This window comes from Micromonospora globispora (genome assembly GCF_003857015.1).
GTDB lineage: Bacteria > Actinomycetota > Actinomycetes > Mycobacteriales > Micromonosporaceae > Micromonospora > Micromonospora globispora.
Window position 1 is genome coordinate 1 of sequence record NZ_QGGF01000142.1, and the last position, 16070, is coordinate 16070.

At 73.5% G+C, this 16070-nt stretch carries 13 protein-coding genes and 2 pseudogenes; 9 read left to right on the top strand and 6 right to left on the bottom strand.

Annotated features, from left to right (window positions below):
- Positions 1-12: 12 nt before the first annotated feature.
- From DKL51_RS05105 to DKL51_RS05115, 3 genes and pseudogenes are all read right to left on the bottom strand, one after another.
- Positions 13-1164: pseudogene (locus tag DKL51_RS05105) on the bottom strand (NAD(P)/FAD-dependent oxidoreductase); the annotation flags it as partial.
- Positions 1165-1241: 77 nt separating this feature from the next.
- Entirely contained in the window at positions 1242-2675 is a 1434-nt protein-coding gene (locus tag DKL51_RS05110; protein ID WP_109946940.1) for an FAD-dependent oxidoreductase, read from the bottom strand.
- On the bottom strand, positions 2672-4786 hold the full coding sequence (locus tag DKL51_RS05115) for a molybdopterin oxidoreductase family protein (RefSeq protein WP_109946939.1): 2115 nt from the start codon (positions 4784-4786) through the stop codon (positions 2672-2674). The genes DKL51_RS05110 and DKL51_RS05115 overlap by 4 nt, the downstream gene beginning before the upstream one ends.
- Positions 4787-4934: 148 nt before the next feature.
- Between DKL51_RS05115 and DKL51_RS05120 the strand changes: the two genes are divergently transcribed.
- From DKL51_RS05120 to glmM, 7 genes are all read left to right on the top strand, one after another.
- A complete protein-coding gene (locus DKL51_RS05120; protein WP_109946938.1) occupies positions 4935-5636 on the top strand; it encodes a class I SAM-dependent methyltransferase in 702 nt (233 codons plus the stop codon).
- Positions 5637-5669: 33 nt separating this feature from the next.
- Positions 5670-5927 carry a DUF6364 family protein gene (locus DKL51_RS05125; RefSeq protein ID WP_109946937.1) on the top strand — a complete coding sequence of 86 codons (258 nt, stop codon included), beginning with the start codon at positions 5670-5672 and terminating at the stop codon, positions 5925-5927.
- Positions 5905-6210 carry a type II toxin-antitoxin system PemK/MazF family toxin gene (locus tag DKL51_RS05130; RefSeq protein ID WP_185734712.1) on the top strand — a complete coding sequence of 102 codons (306 nt, stop codon included), beginning with the start codon at positions 5905-5907 and terminating at the stop codon, positions 6208-6210. Before DKL51_RS05125 ends, DKL51_RS05130 begins: the two co-directional genes overlap by 23 nt.
- Positions 6211-6336: 126 nt before the next feature.
- On the top strand, positions 6337-7710 hold the full coding sequence (locus tag DKL51_RS05135) for an MFS transporter (protein WP_185734713.1): 1374 nt from the start codon (positions 6337-6339) through the stop codon (positions 7708-7710).
- A gap of 192 nt (positions 7711-7902) precedes the next feature.
- Positions 7903-8346, top strand: a complete 444-nt coding sequence (rplM, locus tag DKL51_RS05140; RefSeq protein WP_109946936.1) for a 50S ribosomal protein L13 — start codon at positions 7903-7905, stop codon at positions 8344-8346.
- 20 nt (positions 8347-8366) lie between these two features.
- On the top strand, positions 8367-8831 hold the full coding sequence (gene rpsI, locus DKL51_RS05145) for a 30S ribosomal protein S9 (protein WP_102658823.1): 465 nt from the start codon (positions 8367-8369) through the stop codon (positions 8829-8831).
- A 117-nt stretch (positions 8832-8948) separates the two neighbouring features.
- Positions 8949-10304: a phosphoglucosamine mutase gene (gene glmM, locus DKL51_RS05150; protein ID WP_109946935.1), complete on the top strand. Its 1356-nt coding sequence runs from the start codon at positions 8949-8951 to the stop codon at positions 10302-10304.
- Between the two features lie 80 nt (positions 10305-10384).
- Here the strand turns inward: glmM and DKL51_RS05155 are convergent, their stop codons facing one another.
- Both DKL51_RS05155 and DKL51_RS05160 read right to left on the bottom strand, forming a co-directional pair.
- Positions 10385-11494, bottom strand: a complete 1110-nt coding sequence (locus tag DKL51_RS05155; protein WP_109946934.1) for a threonine aldolase family protein — start codon at positions 11492-11494, stop codon at positions 10385-10387.
- Positions 11491-12687: a pyridoxal phosphate-dependent aminotransferase gene (locus DKL51_RS05160; RefSeq protein WP_109946933.1), complete on the bottom strand. Its 1197-nt coding sequence runs from the start codon at positions 12685-12687 to the stop codon at positions 11491-11493. Before DKL51_RS05160 ends, DKL51_RS05155 begins: the two co-directional genes overlap by 4 nt.
- Before the next feature lie 220 nt (positions 12688-12907).
- Here DKL51_RS05160 and glmS point away from each other — a divergent pair, with 220 nt between their 5' ends.
- Positions 12908-14821: a glutamine--fructose-6-phosphate transaminase (isomerizing) gene (gene glmS, locus DKL51_RS05165; RefSeq protein ID WP_109946932.1), complete on the top strand. Its 1914-nt coding sequence runs from the start codon at positions 12908-12910 to the stop codon at positions 14819-14821.
- A 127-nt stretch (positions 14822-14948) separates the two neighbouring features.
- Here the strand turns inward: glmS and DKL51_RS05170 are convergent, their stop codons facing one another.
- The gene (locus tag DKL51_RS05170; RefSeq protein ID WP_124811789.1) at positions 14949-15890 is read right to left on the bottom strand and encodes an alpha/beta hydrolase; all 942 of its coding nucleotides are present in this window, start codon (positions 15888-15890) and stop codon (positions 14949-14951) included.
- A gap of 20 nt (positions 15891-15910) precedes the next feature.
- Here DKL51_RS05170 and DKL51_RS05175 point away from each other — a divergent pair.
- Positions 15911-16018 (top strand): annotated as a pseudogene (locus DKL51_RS05175) (DNA-binding response regulator); the annotation flags it as partial.
- Positions 16019-16070: the final 52 nt, after the last annotated feature.

A 16070-nucleotide genomic window follows, 5' to 3' on the forward strand; every position in this document is an offset into this window, starting at 1 on the left:
AGCCAGCGCCTACCCGACGCTGGCCCGCAGCGTCGGGTAGGCGCTGGCGTCCCCGACCAGCACGCCGCCGAGCAGCGTCCGCGCGTCGTCGGAGAGGACCAGCTTCGCGTACGTGCGGGTGGCCGGATCGGTGAAGGTGACGTCCAGGCATCCCGGGGTGACGCCGTGCGCGTCGCCGAAGGAGGCCACGTCCACGCCGAGCAGCTTGAGCTTGGTGGCGGTGTCCGCGCCGGGAAAGGTGGCCGAGCCGCCGAGCAGCCGGTCGGCGACCACCTCGGCCATCGCATACCCGGGCGCGACCAGGCCGTGGCAGGTGCCGTCGACCGCCGCGCACTCGCCGACCGCCCAGATCCGCTCGTCGTCGCTGCGGCAGGCGGCGTCGACCAGCACCCCGCCGCGCGGGCCGAGCGTCAGCCCGGCGGCCCGGGCCAGCTCGTCCCGGGGCCGGATGCCGGCGGCCACCACGACCAGCTCGGCGTCGACCGTGCCACCGTCGGAGAGTTCCAGCGCGGCGACCGTGCCGTCCGGGCCGGGGTGCAGCGCGCTGGTCGCCACCCCGAGGTGGGTGGCGACGCCCAGTTCCTCGACGTAGCGGCGGAGCATCGCGCCGCCCGCCTCGTCCACCTGCACCGGCATCAGCCGGGGCGCGAACTCGACGACGTGGGTGGTGAGGCCGAGCAGCCGCAGGGCGTTCGCCGCCTCCAGCCCGAGCAGGCCGCCGCCGATCACCGCGCCGGTCCGGCGGCCCCGGGCGTGCTCGCGGATCGCCCCGAGGTCGTCCAGCGTCCGGTAGACGAAGACCCCGGGCAGGTCCGCGCCGTCGACCGGCGGCACGAACGGGTACGACCCGGTGGCCAGCACCAGGGCGTCGTACGGGTACTCGCCGGCCGCCGTGGTGACCACCCGCCGCGCCCGGTCGATGCCGACGGCCGGCTCGCCGAGGCGCAACTCCACCCCCTCGTCGGGGGTGTGCAGGTTCAGCTCCTCGGCGCTCACCCCGTCGAAGAACGCGGAGAGCCGCACCCGGTCGTACGCCGGTCGATCCTCCTCCGCGAGCACCGTCACCCGCCAGCGCCGCTGCTGGTCCCGGGCCCGGAGCGCCTCGACGAAGCGCTGCCCCACCATGCCGTTGCCGATGACGACCAGATCGCTTCGCTCGCTCATCGCGTCCCCTCCACCGCAGTTCATCCCGTCACCTCCGCCGGATCGGCCGGTTGTCGCGTCGCTGTCGGGTCGCCGGGTCATCGCGTCGCCTCCACCGGTTCCGCGCCGGCCAGCCAGTCGGCGATGCCGGCCACCGCGTCCCGGCAGCCGCCGCAGCCGGTGCCGGCCCGGGTCGCCGCGGAGAGTTCGTCGGCCGTCCGGGCGCCGGAGCGCCAGCAGCTCACCAGCGCGCCCTTGTTGACGTCGTTGCACTGGCACACGGTCGCCGCGTCGGGCATCAGCGCCGGGGACGCGGCGGGCGTGGCCGAGACCGCGCCGAAGGCCCGTCCGAGCAGCAGCGAGCGGCGGTCCACCGGGACCGGGGCACCCCGGTCGAAGAGCTGCACGACCGTGCCGACGGCCGGGTTGTCGCCGAGCAGGATCGCGCCGGTCAGCCGCTCGTCCCGGATCCGCAGCCGGGCGTACGTGCCCCGGGCGGGGTCGGTGAAGGTCAGCTCCTCGGCCGGCCCGCCGTCGGTGGCGTCCCCCATCGCGGCCAGGTCGATCCCGGCCGCCTTGAGCCGGGTCACCATCGGTCGGGGCCGGTAGCGGACCAGCGGGTCGTCACCGGCCAGCACCTGCGCCACCACCCGGGCCTGCGCCCACGCCGGGGCGACCAGCCCGGTCAGCGTGCCGTCGTGCTGGGCGCAGTCGCCGATCGCCGAGATCCGCCGGTCGCTGGTCCGCATCCGGTCGTCCACCACGATCCCGCGTTCCACGGTCAGTCCCGCGGCGGCCGCCAGGGCGGTGTCGGGGCGTACCCCGCAGGAGAGGACGAGCAGGTCCGCGGCGAGGGAGTCGCCGTCGGCCAGGTCGAGGCGGACACCGTCGGCGTCGGCGGCCACCCCGGTCGCCGTGACGCCCAGCCGGGTCCGCACGCCGAGACCGGCGAGGGTGTCGACGAGCACCGCCCCGGCCGCCGGGTCGAGCTGCCGTTCCATCAGGTGTCCGATGGGGTGGACGACGGTCACGTCCAGCCCCCGGGCGGCCAGGCCGCGGGCCGCCTCCAGCCCGAGCAGCCCGCCGCCCAGGACCAGGGCGCTGCGGGCACCCCGGGCGGCGGCCAGGATCCGCCGGCAGTCGTCGAGGGTGCGGAACGGGACCACCCGCTCCGGCAGCGGGTCGAGGCCGGGCAGCGGCGGCACGATCGCCCGGCTGCCGGTGGCGAGCACCAGATGGTCGTAGCCGATCCGGTCGCCGTCGTCGGTGCACACCTCCCCGGCGGCCCGGTCGATGGCGGTGACCGCCACCGCGGTTCGCACGTCCACGCCGTGCCCGACCACCTCGGCCAGTTCCACGTCCGGCTCGTCGATCTTCCCGGCCAGCAGGGTGGAGAGCATGATCCGGTTGTACGCGTGATGCGGTTCCGCCCCGAGCACGGTGACCTTCCGGTCCCCGGCCCGCGCCTGCAGCTCGGCGGCGAGCCGGGACCCGGCCATCCCGTACCCGACGATCACGATCCGTTCGCTCACGACTCGACCCTTTCCACCCGTACCGCGCAGATCTTGAATTCCGGCATCCCGGAGACCGGGTCGACGGCGTCGTTGGTGACCGAGTTGGCCCGGGCCGCGCCGGCCCAGTGGAACGGCGCGAAGACGGTGTCCGGCCGGATCGTCGGGCTGAGCCGGGCCGGCGCGCGCAGCTCGCCCCGGCGGGAGACGACCCGCACCTCGTCGCCCTCGGCGACGTCGAGCCGGGCGGCCAGGTCGGGGTGCAGCTCGACGAAGGCGCCGGGGGCGGCCCGGCGCAGCGCGCTGACCCGCCGGGTCTGGGTGCCGGACTGGTACTGCGCCAGCACCCGACCGGTGGTGAAGTGCAGCGGGTAGTCGTCGCAGACCTCCTCGGCCGCCGCTCGGTGGGTCACCGGGTGGAACCGGGCCCGCCCGTCGGGGGTGGGGAAGGATTCGGCGAAGAGTCGGGGAGTGTCCGGGCCGTCCTGGTCCGGGCAGGGCCAGAAGACGCCTTCGTCGCGGTCGATGCGCTCCCAGGTGACCCCGGCGTAGTCGGCCGGTCCGCCGGCCGATGCCTGCCGCAGCTCGGCGAAGACGGTCCCGGGATCGGTCGGGAACCGCGCCGGCGCGTCGAGGCGGGCGGCCAGGTCGGCCAGGATCGCCAGGTCGCTGCGAACCCCGGCGGGCGGCTCGCGCAGTGCCCGGCGGCGCAGCACCCGACCCTCCAGGTTGGTCATCGTCCCGTCCTCCTCGGCCCACTGGGTGACCGGCAGCACCACGTCGGCCAGGGCGGCCGTCTCGGAGAGCAGGAAGTCGGCGACGACCAGCAGGTCCAGCCCGCGCAGCCGGTCGGTGACCCGCGCCGCGCGGGGCGCCGACACCACCGGGTTGGAGCCGAAGACCAGCAGCGCCCGCGGTCCGCCCGGCGCGCCGAGCGAATCCAGCAGCCGGTACGCCGGCACCCCCGGCCCGGGCAGCGTGTCGGCGGGTACGCCCCAGACCCGGGCCACGTGCTCCCGGGCGGCCGGGTCGTCGATCCGCCGGTACCCGGGGAGCTGGTCCGCCTTCTGCCCGTGCTCCCGTCCGCCCTGGCCGTTGCCCTGCCCGGTGAGGCAGCCGTACCCGGAGCCGGGGCGGCCGGGCAGGCCGAGGGCGAGCGTCAGGTTGATGAAGGCGGTGACGGTGTCGACGCCCTTGGCGTGCTGCTCGGCACCCCGGGCGGTGAGGATGATCGCGCTGCCGGCGTCGGCCAGCGCCCGCGCGGTCGCCTCCAGGTCGGCCACCGGCACCCCGGAGAGGCGTTCCACCTCGGCCGGCCAGTAGCCCGCCACGGTGCGGCGGACGTCGTCGAAGCCCGTGGTCCGGGCGGCCACGTACTCGCGGTCGATCCAGCCCTCGGTGAGCGCGATGTGCAGCAGCGCGTTCGCCACCGCCAGGTCGGTGCCGGGGAGCGGTTGCAGGTGCAGGTCGGCCTGGCGGGCGGTGGCGGTGGCCCGGGGGTCGATCACGATCAGGCGGCCGCCCCGGCTCCGCTGGTCGGCGAGGTGCCGCATCAGCGGCGGCATGGTCTCGGCCGGGTTCGCGCCGACCAGCAGCAGGGTCTCCGCCCGGCCGAGGTCGGCCAGCGGAAAGGGAAGCCCCCGATCGACGCCGAAGGCGCGGATCCCGGCGGCGGCCGCCGAGGACATGCACCACCGGCCGTTGTAGTCGATGTGCCGGGTACCCAGCGCCACCCGGGCGAACTTGCCGAGGGTGTACGCCTTCTCGTTGGTGAGCCCGCCGCCGCCGAAGACAGCCACCGCGTCCCGGCCGTGTCCCTCCTGGACGGTGCGGATGCCGGTGACGACCCGATCCATGGCCTCGGCCCAGCTCGCCGGGCGCAGCTCGCCGCCGGGCCGGTCCCGCAGCAGCGGGGTGGTCAGCCGGTCCTGGTGGTCGAGCAGGTCGGCCGCGGTCCAGCCCTTCTGGCAGAGCCCGCCGCGGTTGGTCGGGAACTGGCGAGGAAGCACCTCGACCCGCCCGTCGTTCGCCCGCAGCAACATCCCGCACTGGAGGGCGCAGTACGGGCAGTGCGTGGCGGCTTCCTGGGGCGGTACCCCCGGTCGCGTCGCCACGCGTGCACCGTCTGTCATGCCGAGAAAGCGTGCCGACGAGGGATTTCCGGTCCGGGTCCCTTCTGTTTCGGTCCTGTCAAGAGGGGCTCACACCGCACGGCCGTGACGAGCGGGACTTCCGGGTTTAGAATGTGGGACAACTATCCTGAATAATGGGAGGCCCACAATGAGTGTGGCGGACGCGTTCGACGCGGTGGCCGGGAGCTACGACGAGGCCCGCCGTCGGCTGGTGCCCTGCTTCGACGCCTTCTACGGCACGGCGGTCCAGGTGGCCGCACCGCCGCTGGCGGCGGCGCAGGCGTCGGGGCGTACCCCGCAGGTGCTGGACCTGGGGGCCGGCACCGGCCTGCTCTCGCTGCTGCTCGCCGCGGCGATCCCGGGTGTCCGGCTGACCCTGGTCGACGCCGCGCCCGGCATGCTCGCTGTGGCCACCGGCCACCTCGCCGCCCGGGGCGTGCCGCACCGGACCGTGCTCGCCGACCTGACCGACCCGCTGCCCACCGGCCGGTACGACGCGGTGGTCTCCGCCCTGGCCATCCACCACCTCGACGACGCCGGCAAGCGGGCGCTCTACCGGCGGGTGGCGCAGGCGCTGGTGCCCGGTGGGGTCTTCGTCAACGCCGAGCAGGTCGCTGGCCCCACCCCGGCCCTCGACCGCCGCTACGACGAGGTCTGGACCGCCAGGATCACCGAGTTGGGCTCCGACGCCGACGAGATCGCCGCGGCCCGGGAACGGATGCGGCACGACCGGCCGGCGACGGTCACCGACCAGTGCCACTGGCTCGCCGACGCGGGCCTGGTCGACGTCGACTGCTTCTTCAAGGAGTGGCGATTTGCCGTGTTCGGTGGCCGGCGCGAGCGGGGATGACTATCGGTCATACCGGTGGGTAGTCTCATCGGCATGACCGCCAAGGTGACACTGTCGTTCTCCGACGAGACGATCGAGGAGGCGCGCCGGTTCGCCAAGCGGGAAGGGCTGTCCCTCTCCGCCTGGATGGACCAGGCCGCCCGGGAGAAGGCGCTGCGCGAGGTCTTCACCGCACACGCCGCGGCCGTCAGCCGGGCCGGCCTGGATCTGGAATCCGCCGCGCTCGCCGACGCCGAGGAGGCCGCCCAGGTCGACGACCTGCTCTTCGGTGGGCGTCCGCGTGCTGCGTAGGGGAGAAATCTGGCGCATCGAGGGCGCCCGGGAACGGCTCGGGCTGGTGATCAGCTCGGATGTCTACAACTCCACCGACGTGCCGATCGTGATCGTGGCCGAGGTGGTCGAGGAGTCGCTGCTGCGGGACTCGCCCCTCGCCGTGCGGATGGGTGCCCACGTGGTGATGCCCGACCGGCTCTCCTCGCCGATGAAGAAGTGGTTCACCGAGTGCGTGGACGTGGCGGACACGGAGACCATGCAGCGCGTGGGCCGGGCGCTGCGCATCCTCCAGGAGATCTGACCGGCCTCACCGGCGGTCCGCCGCCGACGTGCGATCTCCGTTTCCGGAACGACCCGGGACAGGCACGGCCGGGTAACCCTCCGTTCCTAGCGTCCCCCTCGTCGCCGCCGACGAGGAGGATCCGCCGTGAGCACACTCGCCCCCAGCACCACCCTGGCCCCGGCCGCCGCCGGGCGCCGGGCGCCGATCACCGACTGGCGCCCCGAGGACCCGGAATTCTGGCGTACGACCGGCGCCCCGATCGCCCGCCGCAACCTGTACGTGTCGATCTTCGCCGAGCACGTCGGCTTCTCCGTGTGGAGCCTCTGGTCGGTGATGGTGCTCTTCCTCGGGCCCGCGTACGGCATCGACCCCGCCGGGAAGTTCCTGCTCACCGCCGTACCGGCCGCGCTGGGCGCGGTGCTGCGGCTGCCGTACACCCTGGCCGTGGCCCGGTTCGGCGGGCGGAACTGGACCATCGTCAGCGCGCTGATGCTGCTGGTCCCGGCGGTACCGATGGCGCTGCTCATCGAACCCGGCGTCTCGTACGCCACGCTGATGGTGCTCGCCTGCCTGACCGGGGTGGGCGGGGGCAACTTCGCCTCCTCAATGGCGAACATCAACCTCTTCTTCCCGGAACGCCTCAAGGGGCGGGCGCTCGGCCTCAACGCGGGCGGCGGGAACCTCGGCGTACCGGCGGTCCAGCTCGTCGGGCTGGCGGTGCTGGCCACCGCCGGGGCGGCGTACCCCCGGCTGGTGCCGGCGGTCTACCTGCCGCTGATCGTGCTCGCGGCGCTGGCCGCGGCGCGCTGGCTGGACAACATCCCCGGGGCCCGCAACGAGCCCGGCGCGCTGCGCGAGGCGGCCCGGAACTCGCACACCTGGGTGATGTCGCTGCTCTACATCGGCACCTTCGGCTCGTTCATCGGCTTCGGCTTCGCCTTCGGCCAGGTGCTCCAGCTCCAGTTCCACGACCGGTTTCCCACCCCGGTCGACGCCGCCTGGCTGACCTTCCTCGGCCCGCTGATCGGGTCGCTGATCCGGCCGCTCGGCGGGCAGCTCGCCGACCGGCTCGGCGGGGCGCGGGTGACCTTCTGGAACTTCGTCGCCATGGCGGTGGGGGCGACCCTGGTGCTCTACGCCGCCCGGGACCGGTCGTTCCCGCTCTACCTGGCCGGCTTCCTGGCGCTCTTCGTCTTCTCCGGGATCGGCAACGGGTCGACGTACAAGATGATCCCGGCGATCTTCCGGGCTCGGGCCGTCACCGAGGCGGAGCTGACCGGCGACCGGGAGGCGGCCGAGCGCCGGGCTCGGCGGCTCGCCGGGGCGCTGATCGGCATCGCGGGGGCGGTCGGTGCCTCCGGCGGGGTACTGGTGAACATCGCCTTCCGGCAGTCTTTCCTGGCCGCCGGCACCGCGGACGCCGCCTACCTGGCCTTCATCGCCTTCTACGCGCTCTGCTTCGCGGTGACCTGGGCGGTGTACCTGCGGCCCGGGCCGCGTAAGCTGTCCGGCGTGTGACCTGCGCCATGGGTGAAAGCGCAGGCCATGCGGGCTGACCCCCCGTTTTGACCTGCCGACGGGCGGCCGGGTATCGTTGCCTGCTGTTGTACGACATCCAGAGGCGTGCCGCATCAGGTACGCTTGGTCGTTCGTGCGCGCCTGGTCACCTCGGCGCGCGACCCCAGACCGACGACGAGACAAGGTAGACCTGTGCGTACGTACAGCCCGAAGCCGGGTGAGATCGAGCGTCAGTGGCACGTTATCGACGCCTCTGATGTCGTGCTGGGCCGCCTGGCGACCCACGCCGCCACGCTGCTGCGTGGCAAGCACAAGCCGACTTTCGCGCCGCACGTCGACACGGGCGACTTCGTCGTCATCGTGAACGCGGGCAAGGTCGCGCTGACCGGCAACAAGCGCCAGCAGAAGATCGCCTACCGGCACTCCGGCTACCCGGGTGGTCTGAAGCAGGTCGGCTACGAGGAGCTGCTCACCAAGCGTCCCGAGCGGGCCATCGAGCTGGCCGTGAAGGGGATGCTCCCGCACAACAAGCTCGGCCGTCAGCTGATCAAGAAGCTGAAGGTCTACGCCGGTGCCGAGCACCCGCACGGCGCGCAGCAGCCGGTGCCGTTCGAGATCAAGCAGATCGCGCAGTGAGCGCGGGCGAAGGAAACAGCATGACCGACATCACCGCCACCGAGGTTGCCCCCGAGGCCACCGAGGCGCCGGCGCCCGTCGCCCGCGCGCCTCGTGGCGACCGCCCGATCCAGACCGTGGGTCGGCGCAAGGAGGCCATCGTCCGGGTCCGCATCGTCCCCGGCACCGGCAAGATCACCTGCAACGGCCGGGACCTTGAGGCCTACTTCCCCAGCAAGGTGCACCAGCAGCTCATCAAGGACCCGCTGGTCACCGCCGAGAAGCCTGAGGCGTTCGACGTCATCGCCAACCTGCGTGGCGGCGGCACCACCGGCCAGGCCGGTGCGCTGCGGCTGGCCATCGCCCGGGCGCTGATCGTCAACGAGCCGGACGACCGCCCGGCCCTCAAGAAGGCCGGCTTCCTGACCCGTGACGCCCGGGTCAAGGAGAGCAAGAAGTACGGCCTCAAGAAGGCCCGTAAGGCTCCTCAGTACTCGAAGCGCTGATCTCGACCAGCGCGTTGTACTTCTGACGGACGGCCGGTCCGCCTTCCTCACCGGGGGAGGTGGCCCGGCCGTTCCGCTTTCTCCTCTCAACGGCAGTTCCATCGGAGGTTGGCGGGTATGGGCCGGTTGTTCGGCACGGACGGCGTACGCGGACGCGCGAACGCGGATCTCACCCCGGAGTTGGCGCTCGCGGTGGCGGTGGCCGCCGCCCACACGCTCGCCGAGACGGACAAGAGTCATCCCCCGCTCGCCGTGGTGGGCCGGGACACCCGGGCCAGCGGCGAGATGCTGGAGGCCGCGGTGGTGGCCGGGCTCACCAGCGCCGGTGCGAACGTGGTGCGGGTCGGCGTGCTGCCCACCCCCGCGGTGGCGTTCCTCACCGCGGAGGCGAAGGCTGACCTGGGGGTCATGCTCTCCGCCTCGCACAACCCGATGCCGGACAACGGCATCAAGCTCTTCGCCGCCGGCGGGCACAAGCTGCCGGACGAGATCGAGATGCGGATCGAGGCGGCCGTCGAGGCGAACGCCACCACCGCCTGGGAGCGGCCGATCGGTGCCGGCGTCGGCCGGGTGCACGACCTGCTCGACGGCGCGGACCACTACGTCCAGCACCTCGTCGGCACCGTCCCGCACCGCCTGGACGGGATCAAGGTCGTGGTCGACTGCGCGAACGGCGCCGCCGCCGAGGTCGCCCCGGTGGCGTACCGGGAGGCGGGCGCCGAGGTGATCGCCATCCACGCCGAGCCGGACGGGCTCAACATCAACGACGAGTGCGGGTCGAACCACATCGAGGCGCTGCGGGCGGCCGTGGTGGAGCACGGCGCGCACCTCGGCATCGCCCACGACGGCGACGCCGACCGGTGCGTCGCGGTGACCGCCGACGGCGACGAGGTGGATGGCGACCAGGTGATGGCGATCCTCGCCCTCGCCATGCGGGAGGCCGGCGAGCTGACCCAGGACACCCTGGTCGCGACCGTGATGAGCAACCTCGGCCTGCGGCTGGCGATGTCCGCGGAGGGCATCCGGCTGGTCGAGACCAAGGTCGGCGACCGGTACGTGCTGGAGGAGCTGCGCGCCTCCGGCCTGGCCCTCGGCGGCGAGCAGAGCGGCCACATCGTCATGCCGGCGTACGCCACCACCGGCGACGGCGTGCTGACCGGGCTGCACCTGATGTCCCGGATGGCCGCCACGGGCAAGTCCCTCGCCGAGCTGGGTGCCGTGGTCACCAAGCTCCCGCAGGTGCTCATCAACGTGCCGGTCGGCGACCGTACCGTCGGCGCCGCCGCGCCGGCCGTCCGCGCCGAGGTGGAGCGGGCCGAGGCCGAGCTGGGCGAGACCGGCCGGGTGCTGCTGCGCCCCTCCGGCACCGAGCCGCTGGTCCGGGTGATGGTCGAGGCGGCCACCGAGGCGACGGCCCGCGAGGTCGCCGAGCGCATCGCCGCCCAGGTGCGCGCGGCCAGCCCGACCGCCTGACTTCTTCGCTGCTCTCCCGGGCGCGGTGGCCAGGCGCGGGCATGCCAGCCGGGCACCGCCGGCGATCGTGCGTCAGAGCGTCAGGTGCGGGGCAGCCGGCGCAGGAAGCGTTCGGCCAGCTCGACCACCTGCGCGGCGTCCAGTTCGGTCGCCGGGGCGGACACCGTCACCTCGGCCAGGGACACGCCGGGCACCTCGGTGTCCCGCCAGCCGCCGATGAACCACGCCTTCTCCTCCTCGGCGAGGGCGAGGTTGGCGTCGTTGAGGGCGTCCGCCGGGTGGGGCAGCCAGAGCCGGAACTGGTGGGTGTGCGGGGGCGCCGGGTGCACCCGCGCACCGGGCAGCCCGGCCAGCGCCTCTGCCACGAGTTTGGCGTGCGCCACGTAGCCGGCCAGCCGGGGCAGTTCCCGCTCCAGACCGGCGAGCGCGGCGAGTGCCGCCGGCCACTGTTGGAAGAGGTTCCCGCCGTAGCGGTGCCGCCAGGCCCGGGCGGAGCGGACCAGCTCCGCCGAGCCGGCCAGCGCGGCGCCGGAGTGGCCGCCGAGGGACTTGTAGAACGAGACGTACGTGCTGTCGGCGAGGGCCGCGATCTCGGCCAGCGAGTGCCCGAGATGGACGGTCGACTCCCACAACCGCGCGCCGTCCAGGTGCACCCGAGCACCCGCCTCCCGGGCCGCTCGTACCACCGCGACCAGCTCGTCCCAGGTGGGCAGGACGAAGCCGGCGTCGCGCAGCGGCAGCTCCAGCATCAGGGTGCCGATCGGCTCGTCGAGCGCCGCGACCTCCTCGGCGGTCGGGTTGCGCGGCGCGTTGGTCGTCCGCACCGCGCGCAGGCCGCCGAGCACGGCGTACGCGTCGCGCTCGTGCAGCAGGGGATGGCTGAGCGGGTGCAGGCCGACCGCGTCACGGCCGGTCAGCTCGGCGCCGTACCGCATGGCGACCTGCTGGGCCATCGTGCCGGTGGGGAAGAAGGCGACCGCCTCCGTGCCGAGCAGCTCGGCCACGCGGTGCTCCACCGCCTCCACCGGGCCGCCCTCGCCGTAGAAGTCCGGCAGCAGGTCGTCGGCGGCGACCGCGCGGAGGGTGTGGAGCTGCTCGGCGACCGAGGGCGGGCGGATCCCGGCGAGCACGGTGTCGCAGCCGCGCAGCGCCGTCAGCCGGCGGACCCGCTCGGCGTACGGGTCGGTCATCGGCTCTCCTTCAGTCCGCGCAGCCGGGTCACCGCCTCGGTGAGCACCTCGGGTCGTTTACAGAAGGCGAAGCGGACCAATCGTCGACCCGCTTCCACGTCGTCGTAGAAGACCTGCGTCGGCACGGCCACCACCCCGCAGCGCTCCGGCAGCGACCGGCAGAACTCCACCCCATCCCGGCCGCCGAGCGGGGTGACGTCGGCGGTGACGAAGTACGTGCCCTCCGGGGCGAGCACCCCGAACCCGGCGTCGATGAGGCCGCCGACGAGCTGGTCCCGCCGCCGCTGCATGCCCTCGGCGAAGTCGGCGAAGTAGGCGTCCGGCAGGGCGAGCGCCACGGCGACCGCCGGCTGCAGCGGACCGGCGTTGACGAAGGTGAGGAACTGCTTCACCCGCAGCACCGCGGAGACCAGCGGCGCCGGCCCGCTCACCCAGCCGACCTTCCAGCCGGTGCAGGAGAAGGTCTTGCCCGCCGACGAGATCCGCAGCGTCCGCTCCCGCATGCCGGGCAGCGTCGCCAGCGGCACGTGCGGCGCGGCGGCGTCGGTGAAGACCAGGTGCTCGTACACCTCGTCGGTGACGGCGTAGGCGTCGTACTCCTGGCAGAGCTCGGCGACGAGCGCCAACTCGTCCGGAGTGAAGACCTTGCCGGTCGGGTTGTGCGGGGAGTTGAGCAGCACCAGCCGGGTCCGCGGCCCGAACGCGGCGCGCAGCGCCGCCGGGTCGAAGGCGTACCGGCCGTCCTGGCCGGGACGCAGCGTGACCGGGCGGCGGACCGCGCCGGCCAGCGCGATCGACGCGGCGTACGAGTCGTAGTACGGCTCGAAGCACACCACCTCGTCGCCCGGCTCGCAGAGGGCGAGGATGCTGGCGGCAATCGCCTCGGTGGCCCCCGCCGTCACCACCATCTCGCCGTCCGGGTCGTACTCGAGTCCCCAGAACCGGCGCTGGTGGGCCGCGACGGCCGCGCGCAGCGCCGGGATCCCCGGGCCCGGCGGGTACTGGTTGTGGCCGGAGCGCAACGCCTCCGCCGCGGCGGCGAGCATCTCCGGTGGGCCGTCCGTGTCCGGGAAGCCCTGGCCGAGGTTGACCGCGCCGGTACGCACGGCGAGCGCGGACATCTCGGCGAAGATGGTGGTCCCGAACGGCCGCATCCGGGCCACCAGCGGGTCGGCGTTCGCGGTCGTCGTCACGTCCGCCAGCCTACGGGCCGGGGCCGGCAGCTCAAGCCCGCCGTCAGCCGCCACAGCTCACCCGCCAGCCGCCTTCTGGCGTGCGACCCCGATCCACCGGGGATCGGCTGGGTGATTCGTCCCGTCCTTACCCTCCGCTCACCGGATCGCTCAAATCTAGTGATCGTTTACCGGACTTCCGAGCACGCGAGATGAGCGAAACTGGGTTAGGCTGCGGACCATGTGTGGAATCGTGGGTTACGCCGGCGCGCGCCCGGCGCTCGGCATCGTGCTCGATGGATTGCGGCGATTGGAATACCGGGGCTACGACTCGGCAGGCGTCGCCATCGTCTGTGACGACGAACTGCTGACCGAGAAGAAGGCCGGCAAGCTGGCCAACCTGGAGAAGGTCCTCACCGAGCGGGCGGCCAGCAATCCGGAGGCCTGCGGCGCCAGCCCGATCGGCATCGGCGACGGCACCACCGGTATCGGCCACACCCGCTGGGCGACCCACGGTGGCCCCACCGACCGCAACGCCCACCCGCACCTGGCCCCCGACGGCCGGGTCGCCGTCATCCACAACGGCATCATCGAGAACTTCGCCAAGCTCCGCACCGAGCTGGAGGCCGACGGCGTCCAGTTCACCAGCGACACCGACACCGAGTGCGCCGCCCACCTGCTCTCCGCCGCGCTGGCCGACCTGCGCGCGGCCGGCGAGGTGGACACCCCGCAGCTGCTCTCCTCCGCCATGCGCCTGGTCTGCCAGCGGCTGGAGGGCGCCTTCACCCTGCTCGCCGTCGACGCCGGGATCCCCGGCGCGGTGGTCGGCGCCCGGCGCAACTCGCCGCTCGTGGTGGGCCGGGGCAAGGGCGAGAACTACCTCGCCAGCGACGTGGCCGCGTTCATCGAGCACACCCGCGACGCGGTCGAGCTGGGCCAGGACCAGATCGTCCTGATCACCACGGACAGCATCGAGATCACCGACTTCGCCGGCCAGCCCGCCGCCGGCAAGGACTTCCACATCGACTGGGACTCGTCCGCCGCCGAGAAGGGCGGTTACGACTGGTTCATGCTCAAGGAGATCGAGGAGCAGCCCCAGGCCATCGCCGACACGCTGCTCGGCCGGCTCACCGAGACCGGTGAGATCGCCCTCGACGAGGTCCGCCTCAGCGACCAGGACCTGCGCGACGTCGACAAGATCTTCATCGTGGCGTGCGGCACCTCATACCACGCCGGCCTGGTCGCCAAGTACGCCATCGAGCACTGGACCCGGATCCCCTGCGAGGTGGAGCTGGCCAGCGAGTTCCGCTACCGGGACCCGGTGCTCGACCGGTCCACGCTGATCGTGGTGATCTCGCAGTCCGGCGAGACCATGGACACCCTGATGGCGCTGCGCCATGCCAAGGAGCAGAAGGCCCGGGTCCTGGCCATCTGCAACACCAACGGCTCCACCATCCCGCGCGAGTCCGACGCCGTGCTCTACACGCACGGCGGCCCGGAGATCGCCGTCGCCTCCACCAAGGCGTTCCTCACCCAGGTCGTCGCCTGCTACCTGATCGGCCTGCACCTGGCCCAGGTGCGCGGGATCAAGTTCGCCGACGAGGTGGGCGCGGTCGTCGCCCAGCTCCAGGAGATGCCGGGCAAGCTGCGGGAGCTGCTCGACCGGATCGAGCCGGTCCGCGAGCTGGCCCGCGACCTGAAGTCCGAGCCGACCATCCTCTTCATCGGCCGCCACGTCGGCTACCCGGTGGCCCTGGAGGGTGCGCTCAAGCTCAAGGAGCTGGCGTACATGCACGCCGAGGGCTTCGCCGCGGGTGAGCTGAAGCACGGCCCGATCTCGCTGATCGACAAGGGCACGCCGGTGGTGTGCGTGGTGCCGTCGCCGGCCGGCCGGGGCGTACTGCACGACAAGGTCGTCTCCAACATCCAGGAGGTCCGCGCCCGTGGCGCCCGGACCATCGTGATCGCGGAGGAGGGCGACGAGGCGGTCGTCCGCTACGCCGACCACCTGATCTACGTGCCGCGGACGCCGACCCTGCTGGCCCCGCTGGTGACCACGGTGCCGCTGCAGGTGCTGGCCGCCGAGATCGCCGCCGCCCGCGGCCACGACGTCGACCAGCCGCGCAACCTGGCCAAGTCGGTCACCGTCGAGTAGCCGACCCTCGAACGGAAACCGGAGCCCCCTGCGCCGTCCTCGCGGCCAGGGGGCTCCGCCGCGTCCGGGCCGGTCGACCGGGAGCGTCCGGCCCGGCGCACCCGGGGGGCCGGCCCTGCCCGCCCGCTCATCGCCCCAGCACGATGCGGGCCATGCCGTCGAGGGCCGGGTTGGCCGGGTCCCAGTAGCCGGTGTGGCCGTACCGACCGCTGGGGAAGCGGCGACCGCCGAATCCCGGGTCGCTCGGATCGTGCCCGAACCACAGCTCGTGGTCGGCCCGGTCCAGCACCGCTGCCGCCGGGCCGAGCGGGGTCGCCCCGAAAACCGCCCGGCGGGCCAGCTCGTCCGGTGGTCGGGCCAGCCGGATCACGTCGTCCGGTGCGGTGCTGGACCAGACCTGCCCGGCCGGCATCCGCAGCTCGGTCGCGTGTTCCACCCCCACCCCGGGCGAGCCCACGAAGACCAGCGCGTCGGCGTTGAGCCCGTGGTCGCGGGCGGCGGTGCCGACCACCACCGACCCGTAGCTGTGGCCCAGCACGGTCTGCCGGGCCGGCGGGCCCTCGTGCGAGACGCGCAGCCCCTCTTGGAACCGGTGCAGGGCGGGCCCGGCGTCCCGCGCCTGCCCGCTCCAGGCCGCCTCGTGCAGGAAGTCCGGGGCGTCGTAGTCCAGCCAGAGCACCGCCGAGGTCTCCTCGGTCGGGGCGAGCGCGTCGCAGCGGGCCAGCACCCGGGCCGCCCGGCCCAGCTCGCCGGGGGCGTCGGCCAGGTCTGCGGTCATCCCCGGCACGTACGTGAGCACCGCGCCGGCCCGGTCCGGGTTGCCCAGCGCGACGATCGCCCGGCCGTCGCCGCTGGGGTCGAGCCCGAGCAGGTACGCCCGGGGCGGCCCCGGTGCCGTCAACCGCTCGGTCAGCCCGTCCAGGCCGCGCAGCGCCCCCCTCACCCGGCCCAGCCGGGCGAGCTCCAGGGGACCGAGAGGCGCCCGGCCCAGCAGTCGGCGCTCCTGCGCCAGCAGCGCCTCCCGCTGCTCGGCCAGGAGCAGCCGGTTGGCCTGGTCCCGGGCGGTCACCGGCCCATGATTACCGACCGGTGGCCGCCGACGCCGCCCAGCGCGGGCTGGTCCTCGTGGTGGAGGACGAGCCCGCCATCGCCGACCTGGTTCGGCTCTACCTGACCCGGGACGGGTTCGGGGTACACGCTGTCTCTTATCCACATCTGACGCTGCCGACGATCGCATAAGTGTACATCT